The organism is Agrococcus jejuensis (assembly GCF_900099705.1).
Lineage (GTDB): Bacteria > Actinomycetota > Actinomycetes > Actinomycetales > Microbacteriaceae > Agrococcus > Agrococcus jejuensis.
The window spans coordinates 3,024,208-3,043,451 of record NZ_LT629695.1; the positions used below are offsets into that span (position 1 = coordinate 3,024,208).

Here is a 19,244-nt window from a genome sequence, read left to right on the forward strand (position 1 = left end):
GCCCTGGATGCTGTGGGCCGCCTTCATGGCGGTCCACGGCCTCGTCGCGGCCCTCAACCATCCCGAGGTGTCGACGGCGTTCGGTGACGTGCGCGGCGTCTACCCCTGGTGGGTGTGGCGTGCCGAGCAGGGCGACGTCGTCGGCATCGACGAGCCGTGGGTCTACCCGATCCTCGCGTGGCTGCCGATCGCGGCGTCGGCGATCGCGGGTGCGGCGGCGCTGCCGGGCACGTGGCTCGTGGTCGTGACGGTGCTCGACGGGCTCGCGTTCTGGCTGCTGCTGCGGCATCCGCGGGGCGTCGCACCCGCGTGGACGTGGCTCGCGCTCATGGCGCTGCTCGGACCCATCGTCGTCGGCCGCATCGACTCGATCACGATGCCGATCGCGATCGCGGGCGTCGTCGCCACGTGGTCGGGACGCCATGCGCTCGCGGCGCTCGCCTTCACGGTCGGCGCCTGGACGAAGATCTGGCCGGGCGTGCTGTGGATCGCGCAGCTCGTCGTGCGTCCCGGGCGGCTCGTGACGCTCGCGGTCGGCGCGGCCGTCACCGCGGTCGTGATGCTCACGGCGCTCGCCCTCGGCTCCGGCGGCAACGTGCTGTCGTTCCTCACGTGGCAGGGGGAGCGCGGCCTGCAGATCGAGGCGGTGCTCGCGACGCCGTTCCACTGGGCGGGCGCGCCGCTCGGCTACGACGACGTGCAGCTGACGTACGAGCTGCAGACCGAGGCGGCGGATGCGGTCGCGGCCGTCGCGACGCCCGTGCTCGTCGTCGTGACGCTGCTCGTCGCGGCGCTCGGCGTGCTCGCGGTGCGACGCGGTGCGGATCGCGACGTGGCGGGCGCATGGCTCGCGACGGCGATGGTCGCCGCGCTGATCGTGACGAATCCCGTCGGCTCGCCGCAGTTCGCCATCTGGCTCATCGCGCCCGCGCTGCTGCTCGTCGGCATCCGCGCGTGGGAGGGCGTGGCCGTGATCGTCGTGCTCTGCGGCCTCACGCAGCTCTGCTATCCCTGGCTGTACGGCGAGGTCGTGGGGCAGGAGCCCATCGGTCTGCTCGTGCTCACGCTGCGCAACGCGGGCTACGTCGTGCTGCTGGGCCTGGCGGCGTGGCGGCTGGTGCGGCTGCCCGACCGGGTCGCGGTCGCCGTCTAGCCCACGAGCTCCCGCAGCAGCGCGCCCACCGCATCCGTCTCGATGAGGAAGCCGTCGTGGCCGAACTCGCTCGACAGGACGACGGGCGCGTCGCCCGACACCGACGTCGACAGCCCGGCGGCGATGCGCTGCTGGTCGGCGACGGGGAAGAGCCGGTCGGAGTCGATGCCGACGACGAGCGTCTCGGCGGTGATCCTCGACAGGGCGGCCTCGACGCCGCCGCGGCCGCGGCCGAGGTCGTGCGACGACATCGCGAGCACGAGCCGCACGTAGCTGCCGGCGTCGAAGCGGCGGGTGAAGCGGTTGCCGTGCACGTCGAGGTACGACTCCACCTGGTACCGGCCGCCGTGGTCGGGGTCGACCGACGACTGCCACCCGCGGCCGAAGCGGCGGTTGAGCTCGTCGGGGGAGCGGTAGTTCACCATCGCCATGCGGCGCGCGAGCGCGAGGCCCTTGTGCGGCCCCTGTCCGTCGGGCTGGTCGTAGTACTCGCCGCCGAGCCAGTGCGGGTCGGACTGCACGGCTTCGAGCTGCAGGCCGTTGAGCGCGATCTGGTCGGCGCTCGAGATCGGCGGCGCGGCGAGCACGGCAGCCTTGCCGAGGCGCTCGGGATGCGTGACGGCCCACTCGAGCACGTGCATGCCGCCCATCGAGCCGCCGACGACGGCGTGCCAGCGGTCGATGCCGAGGTGGTCGGCGAGGCGGCGCTGCGCCTCGACCTGGTCGCGGATCGTGACGCGGGGGAAGCGCGAGCCGAGCTCGCGGCCGTCGGGTCCGATCGTCGCGGGACCCGAGGAGCCCTGGCAGCCGCCGAGCATGTTCGGGGCGACGACGAACCAGCGGTCGGTGTCGAGCGGCAGGCCCGCACCGACGACGCCCGCCCACCAGCCGCTCGTCGCGTGCCCGGGGCCCGCGGCGCCGACGACGTGGCTGTCGCCCGTGAGCGCGTGGTTCACGAGGATGGCGTTGTCGCGCGCCTCGTTGAGCGTGCCCCACGTCTCGTACGCGACGACGGTCGAGGGGATGGTCGCGCCGTGCTCGGTCGTGAGGTCGCCGAGCCGCGCGAACAGACGCTCGCCGGGGTCGTCGCCCGGACGCCAGGCGCCGGTGACGGGCACGGGCGTGGGGTCGAGCAGCAGGTGCGCGGGGACGCGGGCCGACGGCTGCACGTCGTCGCTCAGCTGCCAGTCCATGCATCCATCCTCGCCGGTCTCGGAGCCGTGTTACGACATCCCCCGGGTGTCGAGCCCGTGGACGACGGATGCCCCGCACCCGACGTGGGCACGGGGCATCCGACGGACGATCGTCAGGCTGCGGCGCGGTTCGTCGCCTGCACGGCCTCGAGGCCGGCCGAGAGGTCGGCGATGAGGTCGTCGACGTTCTCGATGCCCACCGACAGGCGCACGAGGCCGGGCGTGACGCCCGTCGTGAGCTGCTGCTCGGGCGTGAGCTGCGAGTGCGTCGTGGATGCGGGGTGGATGACGAGGCTGCGCACGTCGCCGATGTTCGCGAGGTGGCTGAACAGCTGCAGCGACTCGACGAACGCGCGACCCGCGGCGACGCCGCCGACGAGCTCGAACGACAGCACGGCGCCGACGCCCTTCGGGGCGTAGCGGTCGGCGGCGCCCTTGTAGGGGCTGGAGTCGAGGCTCGCGTAGTTGACGCTCGCGACGGCCGGGTGCGCCTCGAGGAAGCCGGCGATGCGCTCGGCGTTCTCGACGTGGCGCTCGATGCGCAGGCTCAGCGTCTCGAGGCCCTGCAGGATCTGCCACGCGGAGTCGGGCGAGATGGATGCGCCGATGTCGCGCAGCAGCTGCACGCGCGCCTTGATGACGTAGGCGATCTCGTCGCCGACGGCCTGCGCGAAGACGGCGCCGTGGTAGCTGGGGTCGGGCTCGGTGAGGCCGGGGAAGCGGTCGGACTCCGACCACTTGAACCTGCCACCGTCGACGATGACGCCGCCGATGACGGCGCCGTGGCCGCCGATGAACTTCGTCGCCGAGTGCACGACGATGTCGGCCCCGTGCTCGAGCGGACGGATGAGGTACGGCGTCGCGATCGTGTTGTCGACGATGAGCGGCACGCCCGCCTCGTGCGCCACCGACGAGACGCCGGCGATGTCGAGGATGTTGATGCGCGGGTTGCCGATCGTCTCGGCGAAGAACAGCTTCGTGTTCGGGCGCACGGCGCGGTGCCACTCGTCGAGGTCGTCCTGGTCCTCGACGAACGTCACCTCGATGCCGAGCTTGCCGAGCGTGTACTTGAAGAGGTTGTAGGTGCCGCCGTAGATCGACGTCGACGACACGATGTGGTCGCCGGCCTGCGCGATGTTCAGCACCGCGAACGTCTCGGCGGCCTGGCCCGACGACACGAGCAGCGCTGCCGTGCCGCCCTCGAGCGCGGCGACGCGCTGCTCGACGACGTCCTGCGTCGGGTTCATGATGCGCGAGTAGATGTTGCCGAACTCCGACAGGCCGAAGAGGCTCGCGGCGTGCTCGGTGGAGTTGAAGACGTACGACGTCGTGCGGTAGATCGGCGTGATGCGTGCGTTGGTCGTCGGGTCGGGCTGCGCACCCGCGTGGACCTGCTTCGTCTCGAATGCCCACTCGCTCATGGCTGCCTCCTCGGTGCCGTCGATGCCTCGACCGTACGGATGGTGTCGCGGCGCCTCAACGCGCCGCGTCACCATCCGTCACAGTCGTGGCCGGTGCTGCTGGTGCTGCGGATGCCTCTGCACCGGCGGATGCTGCGGGCTGCGCGGGCAGCGTGCCGGTGCGTGCCGCATCCTCGTCCTTGTCGCGCCTGCGCATGAGCCATCGCACGTTCGGCTCGACGAGCCAGCGCGTCGCGACGCGCACGGGCTTCGTCGACAGCACGACCGTGAGCAGGAAGCCGCCGACGAGCGTCGCGGGCAGCGCCCACCACTCGTCCGCCACGTCGCGCAGCCAGTCGAACTCGCGCGGCCAGTAGAGCACGAACGTGTGCAGCAGGTAGATGAACATCGTCGCCGAGCCCCACGCCGTGAAGAACGTCTTCCGACGCGGCACGAGCACGAGCGCGGCGGCGATGAGGATCGTCGTGACCGCCATGATCGCGAGCCGCACGGTGCCGTAGTACCAGGCGACGCCGCTCTCGCCGATCGCGGGCACCTCCGCGTACGCGCGGTCGAGGAACAGCCAGTGGCGGATGGCGATGTCGCGCCACAGGTCGGGCAGCAGCGCGACGACGGCGGCGACGATCGCGAACGCGGCGACGGCGGCGATGCGCGGGCCGACGATGCTCGGCCGGTCGAGCCAGGCGCGCATCACGTCGCGGCGCCGCAGCTCCCAGCCGAGCACGAAGAACGGCAGCATCTGGATGGCGCGCATCATCGAGAAGGTCTGGTCGACGTCGTCGAAGTAGCCGATGACGATCGCGAGCAGCACCGTCCACAGCAGCGGCCAGCGCAGGCGCGCGAGCACGGGCAGCACGATGCGGAAGCCCGCGAGCGCCAGCAGGAACCACAGCGTCCACGACGGCGTCACGGGGTTGAACGAGGGCGTGCCGGTGACGAGCGACTCGACGACCGACCAGATGGTCTCGAAGATCACGTACGGCACGAGCAGGTCGCCGATGACGCGGCCGTACTGCTTCGCGCCGGGCTTGTCGGTCGTGAAGTAGCCCGAGATGACGCCGAAGAACGGCATGTGGAACGCGTAGATCACGAGGTACGGCACGAGCGCGAGGTCGTTGTCGAGCGCGATCGGCTGGATCGTGTGGCCCACGACCACGAGCACCATCGCGAGCCACTTCGCGTTGTCCCAGTAGGGCACGCGGCGCTTGGGCTTCGCCTGGGGAGCGTCGGTCACGCATCCATCCTGACAGCGGATCGGCTCGCCCTCCGACGGCTTGCGACCGTGATTGCATGGGGGCATGGAGCAGCGGATCGTCGTCACGGGAGCATCGAGCGGCATCGGACGGGCGGTGGTCGAGCACGCGGTGCGCCGCGGCTGGCACGTGCTCGCCGTCGCACGCCGCGAAGAGCGGCTCGCGTCGCTCGCGGCCGACACCGGCTGCGAGACGATCGTCGCCGACCTCACCTCCGACGACGACGTCGCCCGCCTCGTCGACGCGGCGACGGCCTTCGGCGCCAACGGCCTCGTGCACGTCGCCGGTGGTGCGCTGGGCGTCGGATCGGTGTCGACGACGACGCTCGACGACTGGCAGGGCATGTTCGACATGAACGTGCTCTCGACGAAGCGCGTGCTCACGGGCCTGCTGCCGCAGCTGCGTGCCTCGACCGCCGGCGGCACGTACGCATCCATCCAGGTCGTCACGTCGATCGCCGCGACCATGCCCTACGTGGGCGGCTCGGGCTACAACGCGGCGAAGGCGGCCGAGAAGGCGCTCGTCGACGTGCTGCGCCTCGAGGTGCACGGCGAGCCCATCCGCGTCATGGAGGTGCGCCCCGGCATGGTCTGGACCGAGGAGTTCTCGCTCGTGCGCTTCAAGGGCGACCAGTCGAAGGCCGACGCCGTGTACGAGGGCGTGCAGGATCCGCTCACGGCCGACGACGTCGCGCAGGTGATGACGGACGCGCTCGCGCTGCCCGGGCACGTGTCGATCGACGAGGTCGTCATCAAGCCCGTCGCGCAGACGCACGCGTGGATGGTGCACCGGGGGCCGCTGCAGGCCAAGTCCTGACGGGTGGATGCCCGCGCGCGTCGGTGGTGCGCGGGACGATGAGCGGGTGACGTCGCCCGCCCCTGCCTCCTCCACCGCCGCCCGCCCGCTCGTGCTCGTCGCCGCTGCGGTGACGGTGCTGCTGTGGGCGTTCGCGTTCGTCGCGATCCGCGCCGTGGGCGATGAGCTGTCTCCCGGTCCGCTCGCGCTCGTGCGGCTGGGATCGGCGCTGCCGGTGCTGCTCGTGATCGCCGCCGTCGTGCGCCCGGCGTTCCCGCGCGGGCGCGGCCTCGCGCTCGTGCTCGCGTACGGCGTCGCGTGGTTCGCGGCGTACACGGTCGTGCTCAACTGGGCCGAGCACCACCTCGACGCCGGCACCGCTGCGATGCTCGTCAACGTGGCGCCGTTGCTCGTCGCCGTCGTCGCGGGCTTCACGTTCGGCGAGGGCTTCCCTCGGCCGCTCGTCGTCGGGCTCGTCGTCGCGTTCGCGGGCGTCGTGCTCATCGCGCTCGGCTCGCGCGGCGCCCCCACGATCGACGGGCTCGGCATCGCGCTCGGCCTGCTCGCCGCCGTGCTCTACGCCGCGGGCGTGCTCACGCAGAAGGTCGCGCTGCGCACCGTCGAGCCCGTCGCGGCGACCTGGGTCGGCTGCGCCGCGGGGCTGCTCGCGACGCTGCCGTTCGCGCCGCAGGCGTTCGGCGAGCTGCAGTCGGCGTCGACGGGTGCGATCGTGGCGGCCCTCGCGCTCGGCGTCGGCTCGACGGCCATCGCCTTCTCGACGTGGGCGTACGTGCTGCAGCACTCCGGCGCGGGCCCCGCCGCGGCGACGACCCTCGTCGTGCCTGCGCTCGCGACGCTCATCGCGTGGCTCGTGCTCGGCGAGGTGCCGACGCTGCTCGCGCTGATCGGCGGCGCGCTCGCGCTCGGCGGCGTGACGATCTCGCGGCTGCGCCCACGGCGTCGTGCGCGCGGGGTCGTCGCGCCCTGAGCCGCCCGTTGGCCCCCACCAGCTGGTCGAGGAGGCCCCGAGCCCTAGGGCGAGGAGCCGTTACGAGACCACGCGACGTGCTCGCTCGAAGCGACCACGCGCATGGCTGGGCAGGAGCGGCGTTCGCGTGGTCTCGTGACGCGTGCTCGCTGCGCTCGCACGCTCCTCGACCGGCTGGTGGGGGGACGGTCAGCGGGCGGGCGTCGCCGCGGGCGGCTCCTCGGCGGCCTCGGCGACCGGCTCCGGGTCTGCGAACGCCAGGCGAGGCACCGCCACGAGCGCTGCCGCCGCGATGAGCGCCGTGACGCCGCAGACGATCCACACGGTCACGTAGCCGCCGATCGACGCTGCAGTGCCCACGGCACCCGCGGCGAGCACGATCGCGAAGATCGACGACGCGAACGAGCCGCCGATGGTCTTCGTCGTGTTCGTGAGGGCCGTCGCGACGCCCGTCTGCCCACGCGGTGCCGCAGCCGCTGCAGCGGCGGGCATGGCGCCGACGAGCGCACCGCATCCGATGCCCGCGACGACGAGGCACGCGAGCACCTCGACGAGCGTGCCGTGGAAGGCGACGAGGGCGAGGTAGCCGACGCCGACGAGCGCCGCAGCGACGATGAGCAGCAGCCGCGGGCGGATGCGCCTCGAGAGCACCGCGAGCAGGATCGCGCCGACGATGAGCGCCAGCAGGTACACGCCGATGACGATCGACCGGCCGCTCGCGTCGAGGCCGAGGCCGTAGCCGACCTCGTCGGGGTCGGTGCCTGCGTACGTCGCGAGCGGCGTCTGCGCGCCGAGCAGGCTCACGCCCACGAGGCCGGCGGTGAGCTGCACGGGCCACATCTCGGGGCGTCGCAGCACGCGCAGGTCGATCGCGGGGTCGGGGCGACGCAGCACCCACCGACCGAAGGGCAGCACGAGCAGCAGGCCGACGCCCACGAGGATCCACGGCACGGGGGAGCCCGCACCCATGAGGCGCAGGAACGTGAGGCCCGACGTGACGGTGAGCAGCGACAGGGCGAGCAGCGAGAAGCCGACGGCGTCGAGCGACCGGTCGGGGAGGGGCTCGGACTCCGGCACGCCGAACCAGATCGCGGGCAGCAGCAGCGTGACGAACACGGCGGGCACGAGCAGCGTCGGCACCATCGCCTCGCCGAATGCCGCGTGGGCGCGCGCGGCGCCGAGCGCGCCGAGGATCGCGCCGGTCTCGAGGCCGACGACGAGCAGGCCCGCCGCGCGCCGCGTCTCCGACGCGGCACGGCCCGTACGGCGTCCGCGATCGAAGATGAGCGCGATCTCGAGCGGCAGCCACACGGCGTAGATGCCCTGCAGCGAGAAGGCGATGAGGTAGCTCCAGAAGTCGCCAGCGAACGCCATCCACCAGCTCGCGCCCGCGACGACGATCGTCGAGCCGAGCAGCACCTTCTTGTGCCCGTGCATGTCGCCGAGCTTCGCGAGCACCGGCACCATGAGCGCCGACAGCAGCAGCTGCCCGGCCTCGAACCAGTTGAGGTCCGCATCCGCGATCGACAGATGCCGGGCGATCTCCGTCGAGATCGTCACGTAGTAGCCCTGCAGCATGCCGCTGACGAGCTCCACGCACACGAGCCAGCCGACGAGCGCGACCGGGATGGCGGTGCGGAGCGACGATCCCCGCAGCGACGTGCCCCTCACCATGCGCGCATCCTCGCACGCCGTGCGGCGGTGCACCTGGAAGGGCGCGCGGCCTCGTAGGCTGGTCACGTGTCCGCACATGCAACGCCCTTCCAGATCGGCATCCGCGATCTCGTCGGCAAGCCGGGCCAGATGCGCGAGCACGAGCTCGAGGCTGCATTCGCCGACCGCGTCGGAGAGGGGCTCGCCGCCGTGGCGACCTCCGAGACCGTCGCGATCGACGTGCGTCTCGAGAGCGTGCACGAGGGCATCCTCGCCACCGGCGTCGCGAGCGTGACGGCCGATGCCGAGTGCTCTCGATGCCTGGTGCGATTCCGCCTGCCTGTCGAAGTCGACTTCATCGAGCTGTTCGCGTATGATCGCTCGGAGGATTCCGAGTTCCAGGTAGTCGATGATGCCATCGACCTGGAGCAGGTCGTCCGGGATGCGGTGGTGCTGGCACTGCCGTTCAACCCCGTCGACCGGCCTGACTGCGCAGGTCTCGACCCCGTCACGGGGGAGCGACTCGCGCCTGGGACGGAATGGAGCCCGCCCGAGCAGCTCGACCCGAGATGGGCTGCCCTGGCTGGACTCCTCGATGACGAAGAGGCCGCGCAGACGCGCGCGCCCGAGAAGGAGTAGCCATGGCAGTTCCCAAGCGGAAGAAGTCGCGTGCCAACACGCACTCGCGCCGTTCGCAGTGGAAGGCTTCGGTCCCCACGCTCGTGAAGACGGTCGAGAACGGCCGTACGGTCTACAGCCTCCCGCACCGCGCCCGCGTGGTCGAGGACTCGGCTGGCACGCCGCTCTTCATGGAGTACAAGGGCCGCAAGGTCGCCGACGTCTGATGACGTCTGATCGGGTGGACGCCCACGCCGATCTCCACGCCTGGCTCGGGGTCGACATCGACCCCGAGCTCTTGGCGTTGGCGCTGACGCATCGTTCGTACGCGTTCGAGCACGGCGGCATCCCGACGAACGAGCGTCTCGAGTTCCTCGGCGACACGATCCTCGGACAGGCGATCACGATCGAGCTGTTCGATCGGCACCCCGACGTGTCGGAGGGCGAGCTCGCGAAGCGCCGCGCCGGCGTCGTGTCGACCGTCGCGCTCGCCGACGTCGCCCGCACCATCGGCCTCGGGCAGCACCTGCTGCTCGGCCGCGGCGAGGAGACGACGGGCGGTCGCGACAAGTCGTCGATCCTCGCCGACGCCCTCGAGGCGATCTTCGGCGCGGCGTTCCTGTCGCTCGGCCACGAGGCGTCGGCGCAGCTCGTGCTGCGCCTCGTCGGGCCGCTGCTCGACGACCCCGAGCGCTCGGGCGCCGCGCTCGACCCGAAGACGCACCTGCAGGAGCTCGCCGCCCGCCTCGAGCGCGGCAGCCCCGAGTACGCGATCGACGCGACGGGTCCCGATCACGCGCGCACGTTCACGGCGACGGTGAGCCTCGACGGCGAGCCGATCGCGACGGGTGCGGGCACGAGCAAGAAGGCCGCCGAGATGTCGGCTGCGCTCACGGCGTGGACGCAGCTGCACGACGCCGTCGACGCGTGAGCGTCGGCCAGCATGCCTGAGCTGCCCGAGGTCGAGGTCGTGCGCCTCGGGCTCGCTCCCGCAGTCGACGGCGCGACCGTCGCGGGCGTCGAGGTGCTCGACGACCGCTCCGTCGCCCGCCACGACTCCGGCGCACGCGACTTCGAGGCGACGCTGCTCGGCCGCACCATGGCGACGCCGCAGCGTCGCGGCAAGTTCCTCTGGGTGCCGCTCGACGACGACCGTGCGCTCTCGATCCACCTCGGCATGTCCGGTCAGGTGCTGCTGCGCGAGCCCGGCGCTCCGCTCGATCGGCACACGCGCGTGCGGATGCTGCTCGAGCATCCGCTGCACGGCACGCTCGCGGTGCACTTCGCCGACCAGCGCATCTTCGGCTCGATGTCGGTGCGCCCGCTCGTCGACGGCGTGCCCGACCACGCGACGCACATCGCGCTCGACCCGCTCCACGCCGACTTCGACGCGGATGCGGTCGTCGCGCGACTGCGCACGCGCAGGCAGGGCGTGAAGGCGGCGATCCTCGACCAGCAGCTCGTGTCGGGCGTCGGGAACATCTACGCCGACGAGGCGCTGTGGCGTTCCCGTCTGCACTACCTGACGCCCGCCGAGCGGCTCACGCGCGGCCGGGCGCGCGAGCTGCTCGCGGAGGTGCAGGGCGTGCTCGAGCGCGCGCTCACCGAGGGCGGCACGTCGTTCGACGCGCAGTACGTCAACGTGAACGGCGAGTCGGGCTACTTCTCGCGCAGCCTGCAGGCGTACGGCCAGGAGGGCCGCCCGTGCGCGCGCTGCGGCACCCTCATCGTGCGCGAGTCGTGGTCGAACCGCTCGTCGTACCGCTGCCCGCGCTGCCAGCGCCGGCCGCGCGGCATCGCCTGACGACGCGCAGAGCCGGACACGCGTCAGCGGCGCAGCAGCAGCCTGCGGATGACCTCGCGCTTGCCGTCGGTGATCGGCGGGAAGACGAGCGCGAGCGTCTCGGGGTGCGTCGGCTTCGCCAGCACGGCCTTCGCGTGGCTGAAGAGGTCGAACGAGCGACGGCCGTGGTACGCGCCGTGGCCGCTCGCACCGACGCCGCCGAACGGCAGGCCGCGCACCATGATGTGCGCGACCGCGACGTTGCGGCCGAACGCGCCCGACGTCGTCACGCGCTCGAGGCGATCGAGCACGCTGCGGTCGCCGAACGCGTACAGGGCGAGCGGCTTCGGGCGCTCGCGCTGCAGCGCGACGAACGCATCCACGCCCGCGAGCGGCACGATCGGCAGGATCGGGCCGAACGTCTCCTCGGTGACGGCGGGCGCGTCGAGCGCGACGTCGCCCAGCAGCGTCGGCGCGACGTAGCGGTCGGCGGCGTCGACGTCGCCGCCCACGATCGCCGTGCCGTCGCCGAGACGCTCGGCGACGCGCTCGAGGTGCGCCTGCGACACCATGCGGCCGTAGTCGGGGGAGGTGCGCGGCTCGGGATGCTGCTCGGCGATCGCCGCACGCAGCTCGGCGACGAGCGCATCCCGCACCGAGGCGTCGACGAAGACGTGGTTCGGCGCGACGCACGTCTGACCGGCGTTGAGCAGCTTCGCCCACACGATGCGTCGGGCGGCGATCGCCAGGTCGGCCGTGCGGTCGACCCACACGGGGCACGCGCCGCCGAGCTCGAGCACCGTCGGCGTGAGGTGCTCGGCCGCGGCATGCGCCACGATGCGGCCCACGCGCTCGCCGCCCGTGTAGAAGATGTGGTCCCAGCGCTGCGCGAGCAGGGCGGATGCGACGTCGGCGCCGCCCGTGACGACGCGCACGGCGCGCTCGTCGAGGTAGGCGGGGGCGAGCTCGGCGAGCAGCTGCGCCGTCGCGGGTGCGAGCTCCGACGGCTTCATCACGACGGCGTCGCCGGCCGCGAGCGCACCGACGACCGGCGCGAGCTGCAGCTGCAGCGGGTAGTTCCACGGCGCGATGATCAACGCCACCCCGAGTGGCTCGGGTCGCACGTGCGCGAGCGCCGGCTGCAGCGAGAGCGGAGCGACCACGGGCTTCGCGCGCATCCACCGACCGACGTTCGCACGCGCGTGGCGCGCCTCGTCGAGCACGAGGGCCACCTCGCTCACGTGCGTCTCGTCTGCCGACTTGCCGAGGTCGGTCGCGAGCGCGCGCTCCCACAGCGACAGGTTCTGCGTGAGCATGCGCGTCAGGCCGTCGAGCTGGGCGCGACGCCACGCCGCAGAGCGCGTGCGACCGCTCGTCACCGCCTCGCGCAGGTCGGCCGCGAGGGTCGGCGACACGGGCGGCGCGGCGGGGGCGGGGGCCTTCGGCGTCATGGCGACGATGCTAGGCGGCGCTGCCCTGCGCAGCCTGTGTCCCGGCGGGCGGCGACGCGGCGACGCGCTGCCAGCCCGCCTCGTAGCCGATGGCGCGGAATCCCATCGCCTCGTTGACGGCGAGCATCGGGCGGTTCTCCTCGGCGTTCCACGTCATGACGCGCGCGCGCTGCGGCTCGGCCGCCACGACCTGGCGCAGGTTCGCGATCTTCACGAGCATCCCGAGGCGGTGCCCGCGGTGCTCGGCGTGCACGAGCGTGTCCTCCTGGTCGATCGGCCGCTCGGGCTCGACGGGCGTCGACAGCGACGAGTAGGCGGCGAGCACGCCGGATGCGCGGTGGCGCGCGACCGTCGTCCACATCGTGCGGCCCTGCGCCGCATCCGCCGCCTCGGCGCGCACGAGCCGGTCGGCATCCCACGCCTCCTCGTCGACGTCGAGGTCGGCGCTCGGCGCATCCGTCGACATGCGGGCCCGCAGCGCCGCCATGGCGTCGCGATGCTCGGGCGGCGTCGACCCGCGCCAGGCGAGGAGGTCGTAGTCGGTGGCGTGCGGCCGGGCCGCGGCCTCGAGCGCGTCGAGGTCGGCCGCGCCGTCGAGCCGCAGCTCGCTCACCCGCTCGACCTGCTCGAGGCGGAAGCCGCGCGCGAGCGCGAAGCGCGTCTCCGCCGCGTCGGCAGGGATGGCACCGAATCCCGTCGGCGGCGCGATCGTCGCACCCGTCGCCGGACGGTGATCGATCCACGCCTGGATCGTCGTGCGCCCCTCGGCCTCGAGCCGCGCGAGCGCCGCATCCCACAGCGCCGCGCCCACGCCGCGACGGCGCGCGCTCGGCAGCACGAGGATGCTCGCCGAGCCCACGTGCAGCCCCTCGTGCACGCCCCACGACAGCACGGCGCGGCCCACGTGCTCGCCATCGAGCCACGCGCCGAGGAACACGAGCCGCTCGTCGTCCTGATGCTGCGCCTGTCCCAGCGACTCGGCAGGCGTGAGGATGAGCGCGTCGTCGCCGTGCCACGTGTCCACGACGACGGCGTTGCGCACTGCGATGGATGCGCGCAGCTCGCGCCCCGCAGCCGACTCCTCGTCCCACGTGGCGGGCAGCGCGAGCTCGCGGACCTCGATCGTCACGGCGTGCCTCCCCGCACGAGCTGCCATGCGCCGCCGTACCCGATCGCGCGGAAGCCGAGCGACTCGTTCACGCCGAGCATGGGGCGGTTCTCCTCGGCGTTCCACGTCATGACGCGGGCGCCGTGCGGCACGCGCTCGGCGAGCGCGAGCAGGTTCGCGACCTTCACGAGCATCCCGAGGCGACGGCCGCGGTGCTCGCCGTGCACGAGCGTGTCGTGCTGGTAGACGGGGCGGTCGGGGCTCGCGACGACGAGCGTCGTGAACGCGACGAGCTGCCCCGTCGCCTCGTGGATGGCGACGGCGCGCAGCATGTCGCGACCGCGGCGCTCCTCGATCTCCTCGATGCGCTCGACGCGTCCCGCATCCCACGCCTCCTCCTCGTGGTCGAGGCCCGCGGCCGGCGCGTCGGTCGACATGCGCTGGTGCAGCACGGCGAGCTGCTCGAGCAGCTCGGGCGGCGTGCGACCCGTCCACGTGCGGATGGCGTAGCCGCGGGCGTGGGGGAGCGCGTCGGCCCGCAGGCGCTCGAGCTGCTCGATCGCGTCTCCGAGACGCAGCTCGCTCATGCGCTCCACCTGCTCGAGGTGGAACCCGAGGCCGGCGAGGAATCGCACCTCGGGGGCGTCGAGCGGCACGCTGCCGAAGCCCGTCGGCGCCTCGAGCACGGGACCGTCGGCGGGGCGGTGGTCGACCCACGCCTGCACGGTCGTGCGCCCGTCGGCGTCGAGGATGCCCTCGATCGCGCGCCACACCGCCGTGCCGACGCCGCGGCGGCGCGCGTCGGGCAGCACGAGCACGTCGACGCCCGCGATGTGCAGCGCCTCGCGTCGCGACAGCTCGACGTAGCCGCGAGCGACGAGCCTGCCGTCGAGCCACCCGCCCAGGTAGACGAGTCGCTCGTCGACCTGGCTCGACGCCGTGCCGAAGGCCTCGCGCGGCGTGATGGCGTGCGTCGTGTCGCCATCCCACCGGTCGGCGATCACGGCGTTGCGCACGCCGATCATCTCGGCGAACGTCGCCCACTCCTCGGTGCCGTCGTCGTAGGCGGCGGGCACCGCGAGCTCCCGGACCTCGATCGTCACGACTGCTCCTTCGACTGGCGCCGCTGCCACACGGCCTCGTACGCGATGGGTGCGAAGCCGACCGCCTCGTTCGTGGCCAGCATCGGTCGGTTCTCCTCGGCGTTCCACGTGGTCACGCGGCGGTGGCGTGGATGGTGCGTGGCGAGCTCCGCGAGGTTCGCGAGCTTCAGCAGCATCCCGAGCCCGTGCCCGCGGTGCTCGCGCACGACGAGGGTGTCGTGCTGGCGTGCGACGTCGCTGTCGCCCGCGAACAGCCGCGAGTAGCCCACGAGCTCGCCGTCGGGCGTCGCCGCGGCGACGGTGCGGATCGTGCGCCCGCCGCGCGTCTTCTGCTCCTCGAACTCGGCGAGCCGCTCGTCGCTCCAGATCTCGGGCTCGAGCGCGAGGTCGCCGACGGGTGCATCCGTCGACATGCGCTCGTGCAGCGCGCGCACCGCGGCCCGGTGCTCGGCGGGGGTCGCGCCCTCCCAGGCGACGACGCGGTAGCCGGCCGATCGCTCGTGCGCGGCGGCGAGCCGCTCCGGCAGGTCGGGCAGCGCGTCGAGGTCGACGAGGCTCACGCGGTACACCTGCTCGAGCGCGAAGCCCGCCTCGACGAGCGGCGCGGCCTCGGCGTCGGCCGGGTCGGCGGCGCCGAATCCCGTCGACGCCGCGATCGCCGCGCTGCCGGGCGCAGCCGTCGCGAGACCCGGCGAGCCGCCCATCACGACGATGCGCCCCTGCGCCTCCGCCATCGCGAGCACGTGCGCGACGAGCGTGCGGTGCACGGCGCGGGCCTCCGCGGCGTCGAGCGCGGGGTCGGATGCGGTGCCGAAGTCGAGCACGTCGGTCGACTCCTGCATCGGCAGCCACAGGTCGGCAGCGCCGAGCAGGCGGTCGCCGTCGACGGCCTCGAGCCGCACGTGGCGCTCGCTCGGCGACGAGGCCCACGCCGCGAGGCGCTCGTCGGGCCGCAGGTCGAGGACGCCGGGCGCGTATCGGGCGTCGGCGACGCGGATCGCGAGCTCGTGATGGCGACGGAAGCGGTCGCCGCGCTCGCCGACCTCGTCGGCAGCGTCGGGGAGGTCGACGGTGCGCACCTCGACGGTCATGGCTGTGCCCTCTCGCCGCACCGCGATCGCAGGGCAGCCTTGCAGCGTAGCCCGCACCGGCTCGCGCGGCAACGCGTGCCCGGCCCGCCTGCGCGGCAACACGCCCGGTCGGCGCTACCTTGGGAGCGATCCATCCACCCGGGAGCCGCGTGTACCTCAAGAGCCTCGACGTCAAGGGCTTCAAGTCCTTCGCACGCGCGACGACGTTCCGCTTCGAGCCGGGCGTCACCGCGGTCGTCGGCCCGAACGGCTCGGGCAAGTCGAACGTCGTCGACGCCCTCGCGTGGGTCATGGGCGAGCAGGGTGCCAAGACGCTGCGCGGCGGCAAGATGGAGGACGTCATCTTCGCCGGCACGGCGACGACCGGCCCGCTGTCGCGCGCGCACGTCGAGCTCACGATCGACAACGCCGACGGTGCGCTGCCCATCGAGTACGCCGAGGTGCAGATCTCGCGCACGCTGTTCCGCAGCGGCGGCAGCGAGTACGCCATCAATGGCGAGTCGTGCCGTCTGCTCGACGTGCAGGAGCTGCTGTCGGACTCGGGCCTCGGCCGCGAGATGCACGTCATCGTGGGGCAGGGGCAGCTGGATGCGCTGCTGCAGGCGAGCCCCACCGATCGCCGCGGCTACCTCGAGGAGGCCGCGGGCATCCTCAAGCACCGCCGGCGCAAGGAGAAGACGCTCCGCAAGCTCGATGCGATGCAGCAGAACCTCACGCGTCTCTCGGACCTCGCGGGCGAGCTGCGCAGGCAGCTGAAGCCGCTCGGCCAGCAGGCCGAGATCGCGAAGGAGGCGCAGTCGATCCAGGCGGCCGTGCGCGAGGCGAAGGCGCGGCTCATCGCCGACGAGGTCGTGCGGCTGCGCGACTCGCTCGCGTCGGCGGCGCGCAGCGAGTCGGAGCGCAAGAGCGAGCGCATCGTGCTGCAGGAGCAGCTCGACCAGGCTCGCATGCGCGCGACGCGGCTCGAGGAGACGATGGTCGGCGACGACGTCGACCGCGCGCGCCAGGTCGTGCACGGTCTCGAGCGCGAGCGCACCCGCCTGCATTCGCTCTCGACGCTCGCGCACCAGCGGCTCGCGCTGCTCGGCGAGCCCGTCGAGGCGCAGGATGCGTCGCGGCTCGTGACGGCCGACCAGGTCGAGGCGGTGAAGGCCGAGGCGCAGTCGCTCGTCGAGCGCGTCGGCACGAGCGAGCGCGAGCTCGGCAGCCAGGCGGCGAAGGTCGCCCTCGCGCGTGCAGCCCTCGACGCCCTCGACGAGGAGATCGCCCGCCAGTCGGCGCTCGTGTCGAAGCACGACCTCGAGCTCGCCGCGCACCGCTCGCGCGTCGACGTCGCCGCCTCCACGCGCACGGCGCGCACGACCGAGGTCGAGCGCCGCGGCGAGGCGCTCGCGAACGCGGAGGCCCGCATCGTCGAGGCGCAGCAGGCGGTGGATGCGCTGGGCGACGACGAGGTCGAGGCCGGCGACGCCGAGACGCTCGGCTCGCGCTGGCGCGCCGCCGACGAGGCCGTCTCGGGCTTGCAGGCCGCGCTCGAGCAGGCCCGCGACACCCTGCACGCCCGCGAGCGGGAGCGCGAGTCGCTCGCCGCCCGCTCGACGGCCCTGTCCCTCGCGCTCGACGCGCAGAACGCCTCCGCGGCGCTCGCGAACGCGGGCCTCGACGGCGTCGACGGCATCGTCACCGACCACGTGCGCGTGCGCTCCGGCTACGAGGCCGCGATCGCCGCCGCGCTCGGCGCGCTCGGCGAGGCGCTGCTCGCGTCGACCCGCGACGCGGCGATCGCCGCCGTGGCCCACGCGCGCGACGGCGGCCACGGCCGCGTCGACGTCGTCGTGGGCGACGCGTCGCGCGGCGCCGTCTCGCTGCCGGCCGTCGCGGGCGCCACGCTCGCCGTCGACGTCGTCGACGCGCCGGCCGGCGTGCTCGGCATCCTCGCGCGCACCGTGATCGTCGACGATCTCACCGCAGCCGCATCCGTCGTGGGCGAGCTCGCCGCCGCCGATGCCCTCGCGACGATCGTGACGCGCGACGGCGACGTCATGACCGAGCACCGCCTGCAGGGCGGATCGAAGGATGCCGCATCCCGGCTGGAGCTCATCGCCGACCGCGATGCCGCGCTCGAGCGGCTCGAGGCGCTCAGCGCCGAGATCGAGCGCGAGGCGGGCATCGTCGAGGAGCAGCGCCAGTCGCTGCAGACCGGCCGCAGGGATGCGCAGGAGGCGCTCGAGGCGCTGCGCGCGCACGACGCCGAGTCGGCCGCGCGCGGCCAGGAGCGCTCGCGCGTGCGCACGCGGCTCGAGGCCGCGACGGCCGAGCGAGAGCGCGCCCAGGCTGCCGTCGCCGAGGCGCAGGCGGGCCTCGCCGAGGCCGGCACGGCGTTCGAGGCCGCCGAGCGGCGGCTCTCCGACTTCCAGGAGACGCCGCGCCCCATCCTCGACGCGTCGGCACGCGACGGGCTCGTCGAGGAGATCGACGCCGAGCGCGGCATGGAGACCGAGCTGCGCATCGACCTCGAGACGGCGCGCGAGCGCGTGCGCGTCGAGCGCGAGCGCGCCGCATCCCTCGAGCGCGAGATGGTCGCGCAGCGCCAGGCGGCCGAGGAGGCCGCACGGCGCGCCGTCATCCGCGAGCGCCAGCGCGCAGCCGCCGAGCGCGTCGCGGGCGCGCTGCCGCCCGTGCTCGAGGCCGTCGACCGCTCGCTGTCCGAGGCACGCCTGCGGCTCGCGGAGCGCGAGACGTCGCGCCGCGAGAACTCCGAGGCCCTCGGCACGCTGCGCCGCCAGGAGACCGAGCTGCGCGACCGCCTCCACGCCCTCACGGAGCGCGTGCACGGCCTCGAGATGGAGACGTACGAGCAGCGCCTGCACCTGTCGTCGCTCATCGAGCGCGCCGCCGCCGAGCTGGGCGTCGACGAGGACGTGCTCGTGGCCGAGCACGGCCCCGACGACGACTTCGACCGTCCGACGTGGCAGAAGGCGCTCGCCGAGGCCGAGCGCAAGCTCGCGCGCCTCGGTCGCGTGAACCCGCTCGCGCTCGAGGAGTACGCGGCGCTCGAGCAGCGCCACGCCTTCCTCACCGAGCAGCTCGCCGACCTCGCGACGACGCGCAAGGACCTCGAGCAGATCATCGCCGACCTCGACGAGCGCATGGAGGGCATCTTCGCCGCCGCGTTCGAGGACACGAAGGCCGCGTTCGCCGAGATCTTCCCCGTGCTCTTCCCCGGCGGCTCCGGCAGCCTCGCGCTCACGGATCCCGACGACATGCTCGAGACGGGCATCGAGGTCACCGTGCGCCCCGCAGGCAAGAAGATCGACCGCCTGTCGCTGCTGTCGGGCGGCGAGCGCTCGCTCGCGGCCGTCGCGCTCATGGTCGCGATCTTCAAGGCCCGGCCCAGCCCGTTCTACATCATGGACGAGGTCGAGGCGGCGCTCGACGACGCGAACCTCGGCCGCCTGCTGCAGGTGTTCGAGCAGCTGCGCGAGACGAGCCAGCTCATCGTCATCACGCACCAGAAGCGCACGATGGAGATCGCCGACGCGCTCTACGGCGTCTCGATGAAGCAGGACGGCGTCTCGGTCGTCGTCGGCCAGCGCACGACGCGCGATGTCGAGGAGGCACAGGCCTCCTAGCC

Annotated in this window: 16 protein-coding genes; 8 read left to right on the plus strand and 8 right to left on the minus strand. The window is 73.2% G+C overall.

The features are described from left to right. Positions 1-7: 7 nt before the first annotated feature. Positions 8-1,153, plus strand: a complete 1,146-nt coding sequence (locus BLQ67_RS14305) for a glycosyltransferase 87 family protein (protein ID WP_092506157.1) — start codon at positions 8-10, stop codon at positions 1,151-1,153. Here BLQ67_RS14305 and metX read toward each other — a convergent pair. From metX to BLQ67_RS14320, 3 genes are all read right to left on the minus strand, one after another. Continuing rightward, complete coding sequence (gene metX / locus BLQ67_RS14310) at positions 1,150-2,346, minus strand: homoserine O-acetyltransferase MetX (RefSeq protein ID WP_092506159.1); 1,197 nt, start codon at positions 2,344-2,346, stop codon at positions 1,150-1,152. The two genes, BLQ67_RS14305 and metX, sit on opposite strands and share 4 nt — an antisense overlap. A gap of 113 nt (positions 2,347-2,459) precedes the next feature. Further along, on the minus strand, positions 2,460-3,791 hold the full coding sequence (locus BLQ67_RS14315) for a bifunctional o-acetylhomoserine/o-acetylserine sulfhydrylase (protein WP_407922494.1): 1,332 nt from the start codon (positions 3,789-3,791) through the stop codon (positions 2,460-2,462). A gap of 31 nt (positions 3,792-3,822) precedes the next feature. Beyond that, positions 3,823-5,001 carry an acyltransferase family protein gene (locus BLQ67_RS14320; protein ID WP_157674861.1) on the minus strand — a complete coding sequence of 393 codons (1,179 nt, stop codon included), beginning with the start codon at positions 4,999-5,001 and terminating at the stop codon, positions 3,823-3,825. A 64-nt stretch (positions 5,002-5,065) separates the two neighbouring features. On the opposite strand from BLQ67_RS14320, the gene BLQ67_RS14325 reads away from it, so the two are divergent. After that, a complete protein-coding gene (locus BLQ67_RS14325; RefSeq protein WP_172802345.1) occupies positions 5,066-5,836 on the plus strand; it encodes an SDR family NAD(P)-dependent oxidoreductase in 771 nt (256 codons plus the stop codon). 46 nt (positions 5,837-5,882) lie between these two features. Further along, positions 5,883-6,803: a DMT family transporter gene (locus BLQ67_RS14330; protein ID WP_231945069.1), complete on the plus strand. Its 921-nt coding sequence runs from the start codon at positions 5,883-5,885 to the stop codon at positions 6,801-6,803. Positions 6,804-6,992: 189 nt separating this feature from the next. On the opposite strand, the gene BLQ67_RS14335 is transcribed toward BLQ67_RS14330, so the two are convergent. After that, positions 6,993-8,477 carry an MFS transporter gene (locus tag BLQ67_RS14335; protein ID WP_092506167.1) on the minus strand — a complete coding sequence of 495 codons (1,485 nt, stop codon included), beginning with the start codon at positions 8,475-8,477 and terminating at the stop codon, positions 6,993-6,995. 66 nt (positions 8,478-8,543) lie between these two features. On the opposite strand from BLQ67_RS14335, the gene BLQ67_RS14340 reads away from it, so the two are divergent. Genes BLQ67_RS14340 through mutM form a run of 4 tightly spaced genes read left to right on the plus strand, consistent with a single transcriptional unit; the run spans position 8,544 to position 10,878 of the window. Further along, entirely contained in the window at positions 8,544-9,095 is a 552-nt protein-coding gene (locus BLQ67_RS14340) for a YceD family protein (RefSeq protein ID WP_231945070.1), read from the plus strand. 2 nt (positions 9,096-9,097) lie between these two features. Then, positions 9,098-9,301, plus strand: a complete 204-nt coding sequence (gene rpmF, locus BLQ67_RS14345; RefSeq protein ID WP_092506169.1) for a 50S ribosomal protein L32 — start codon at positions 9,098-9,100, stop codon at positions 9,299-9,301. Continuing rightward, positions 9,301-10,005, plus strand: a complete 705-nt coding sequence (gene rnc / locus BLQ67_RS14350) for a ribonuclease III (protein ID WP_092506171.1) — start codon at positions 9,301-9,303, stop codon at positions 10,003-10,005. The genes rpmF and rnc overlap by 1 nt, the downstream gene beginning before the upstream one ends. 12 nt (positions 10,006-10,017) lie before the next feature. Beyond that, positions 10,018-10,878: a bifunctional DNA-formamidopyrimidine glycosylase/DNA-(apurinic or apyrimidinic site) lyase gene (gene mutM / locus BLQ67_RS14355; protein ID WP_092506173.1), complete on the plus strand. Its 861-nt coding sequence runs from the start codon at positions 10,018-10,020 to the stop codon at positions 10,876-10,878. A 23-nt stretch (positions 10,879-10,901) separates the two neighbouring features. Here mutM and BLQ67_RS14360 read toward each other — a convergent pair whose 3' ends face one another. Genes BLQ67_RS14360 through BLQ67_RS14375 form a run of 4 tightly spaced genes read right to left on the minus strand, consistent with a single transcriptional unit; the run spans position 10,902 to position 15,610 of the window. Beyond that, a complete protein-coding gene (locus tag BLQ67_RS14360) occupies positions 10,902-12,308 on the minus strand; it encodes an aldehyde dehydrogenase family protein (RefSeq protein ID WP_092506174.1) in 1,407 nt (468 codons plus the stop codon). A 10-nt stretch (positions 12,309-12,318) separates the two neighbouring features. After that, positions 12,319-13,437 carry a GNAT family N-acetyltransferase gene (locus BLQ67_RS14365; protein WP_157674862.1) on the minus strand — a complete coding sequence of 373 codons (1,119 nt, stop codon included), beginning with the start codon at positions 13,435-13,437 and terminating at the stop codon, positions 12,319-12,321. Beyond that, positions 13,434-14,519: a GNAT family N-acetyltransferase gene (locus BLQ67_RS14370; protein ID WP_092506177.1), complete on the minus strand. Its 1,086-nt coding sequence runs from the start codon at positions 14,517-14,519 to the stop codon at positions 13,434-13,436. Before BLQ67_RS14370 ends, BLQ67_RS14365 begins: the two co-directional genes overlap by 4 nt. Then, positions 14,516-15,610: a GNAT family N-acetyltransferase gene (locus BLQ67_RS14375; protein ID WP_092506179.1), complete on the minus strand. Its 1,095-nt coding sequence runs from the start codon at positions 15,608-15,610 to the stop codon at positions 14,516-14,518. Before BLQ67_RS14375 ends, BLQ67_RS14370 begins: the two co-directional genes overlap by 4 nt. Before the next feature lie 149 nt (positions 15,611-15,759). Between BLQ67_RS14375 and smc the strand changes: the two genes are divergently transcribed. Further along, complete coding sequence (gene smc / locus BLQ67_RS14380; RefSeq protein WP_092506181.1) at positions 15,760-19,242, plus strand: chromosome segregation protein SMC; 3,483 nt, start codon at positions 15,760-15,762, stop codon at positions 19,240-19,242. The last annotated feature ends 2 nt before the right edge of the window (positions 19,243-19,244 follow it).

What these genes read in the sequence shown, in the direction of transcription:
- metX (WP_092506159.1), bottom strand. Translation starts at nt 2,346, where the DNA reads ATGGACTGGCAGCTGAGCGACGACGTGCAGCCGTCGGCCCGCGTCCCC.
- rnc (WP_092506171.1), top strand. Translation starts at nt 9,301, where the DNA reads ATGACGTCTGATCGGGTGGACGCCCACGCCGATCTCCACGCCTGGCTC.
- BLQ67_RS14305 (WP_092506157.1), top strand. Translation starts at nt 8, where the DNA reads ATGCTGTGGGCCGCCTTCATGGCGGTCCACGGCCTCGTCGCGGCCCTC.
- BLQ67_RS14335 (WP_092506167.1), bottom strand. Translation starts at nt 8,477, where the DNA reads ATGGTGAGGGGCACGTCGCTGCGGGGATCGTCGCTCCGCACCGCCATC.
- BLQ67_RS14360 (WP_092506174.1), bottom strand. Translation starts at nt 12,308, where the DNA reads ATGACGCCGAAGGCCCCCGCCCCCGCCGCGCCGCCCGTGTCGCCGACC.
- BLQ67_RS14325 (WP_172802345.1), top strand. Translation starts at nt 5,066, where the DNA reads ATGGAGCAGCGGATCGTCGTCACGGGAGCATCGAGCGGCATCGGACGG.
- mutM (WP_092506173.1), top strand. Translation starts at nt 10,018, where the DNA reads ATGCCTGAGCTGCCCGAGGTCGAGGTCGTGCGCCTCGGGCTCGCTCCC.
- BLQ67_RS14375 (WP_092506179.1), bottom strand. Translation starts at nt 15,610, where the DNA reads ATGACCGTCGAGGTGCGCACCGTCGACCTCCCCGACGCTGCCGACGAG.
- rpmF (WP_092506169.1), top strand. Translation starts at nt 9,098, where the DNA reads ATGGCAGTTCCCAAGCGGAAGAAGTCGCGTGCCAACACGCACTCGCGC.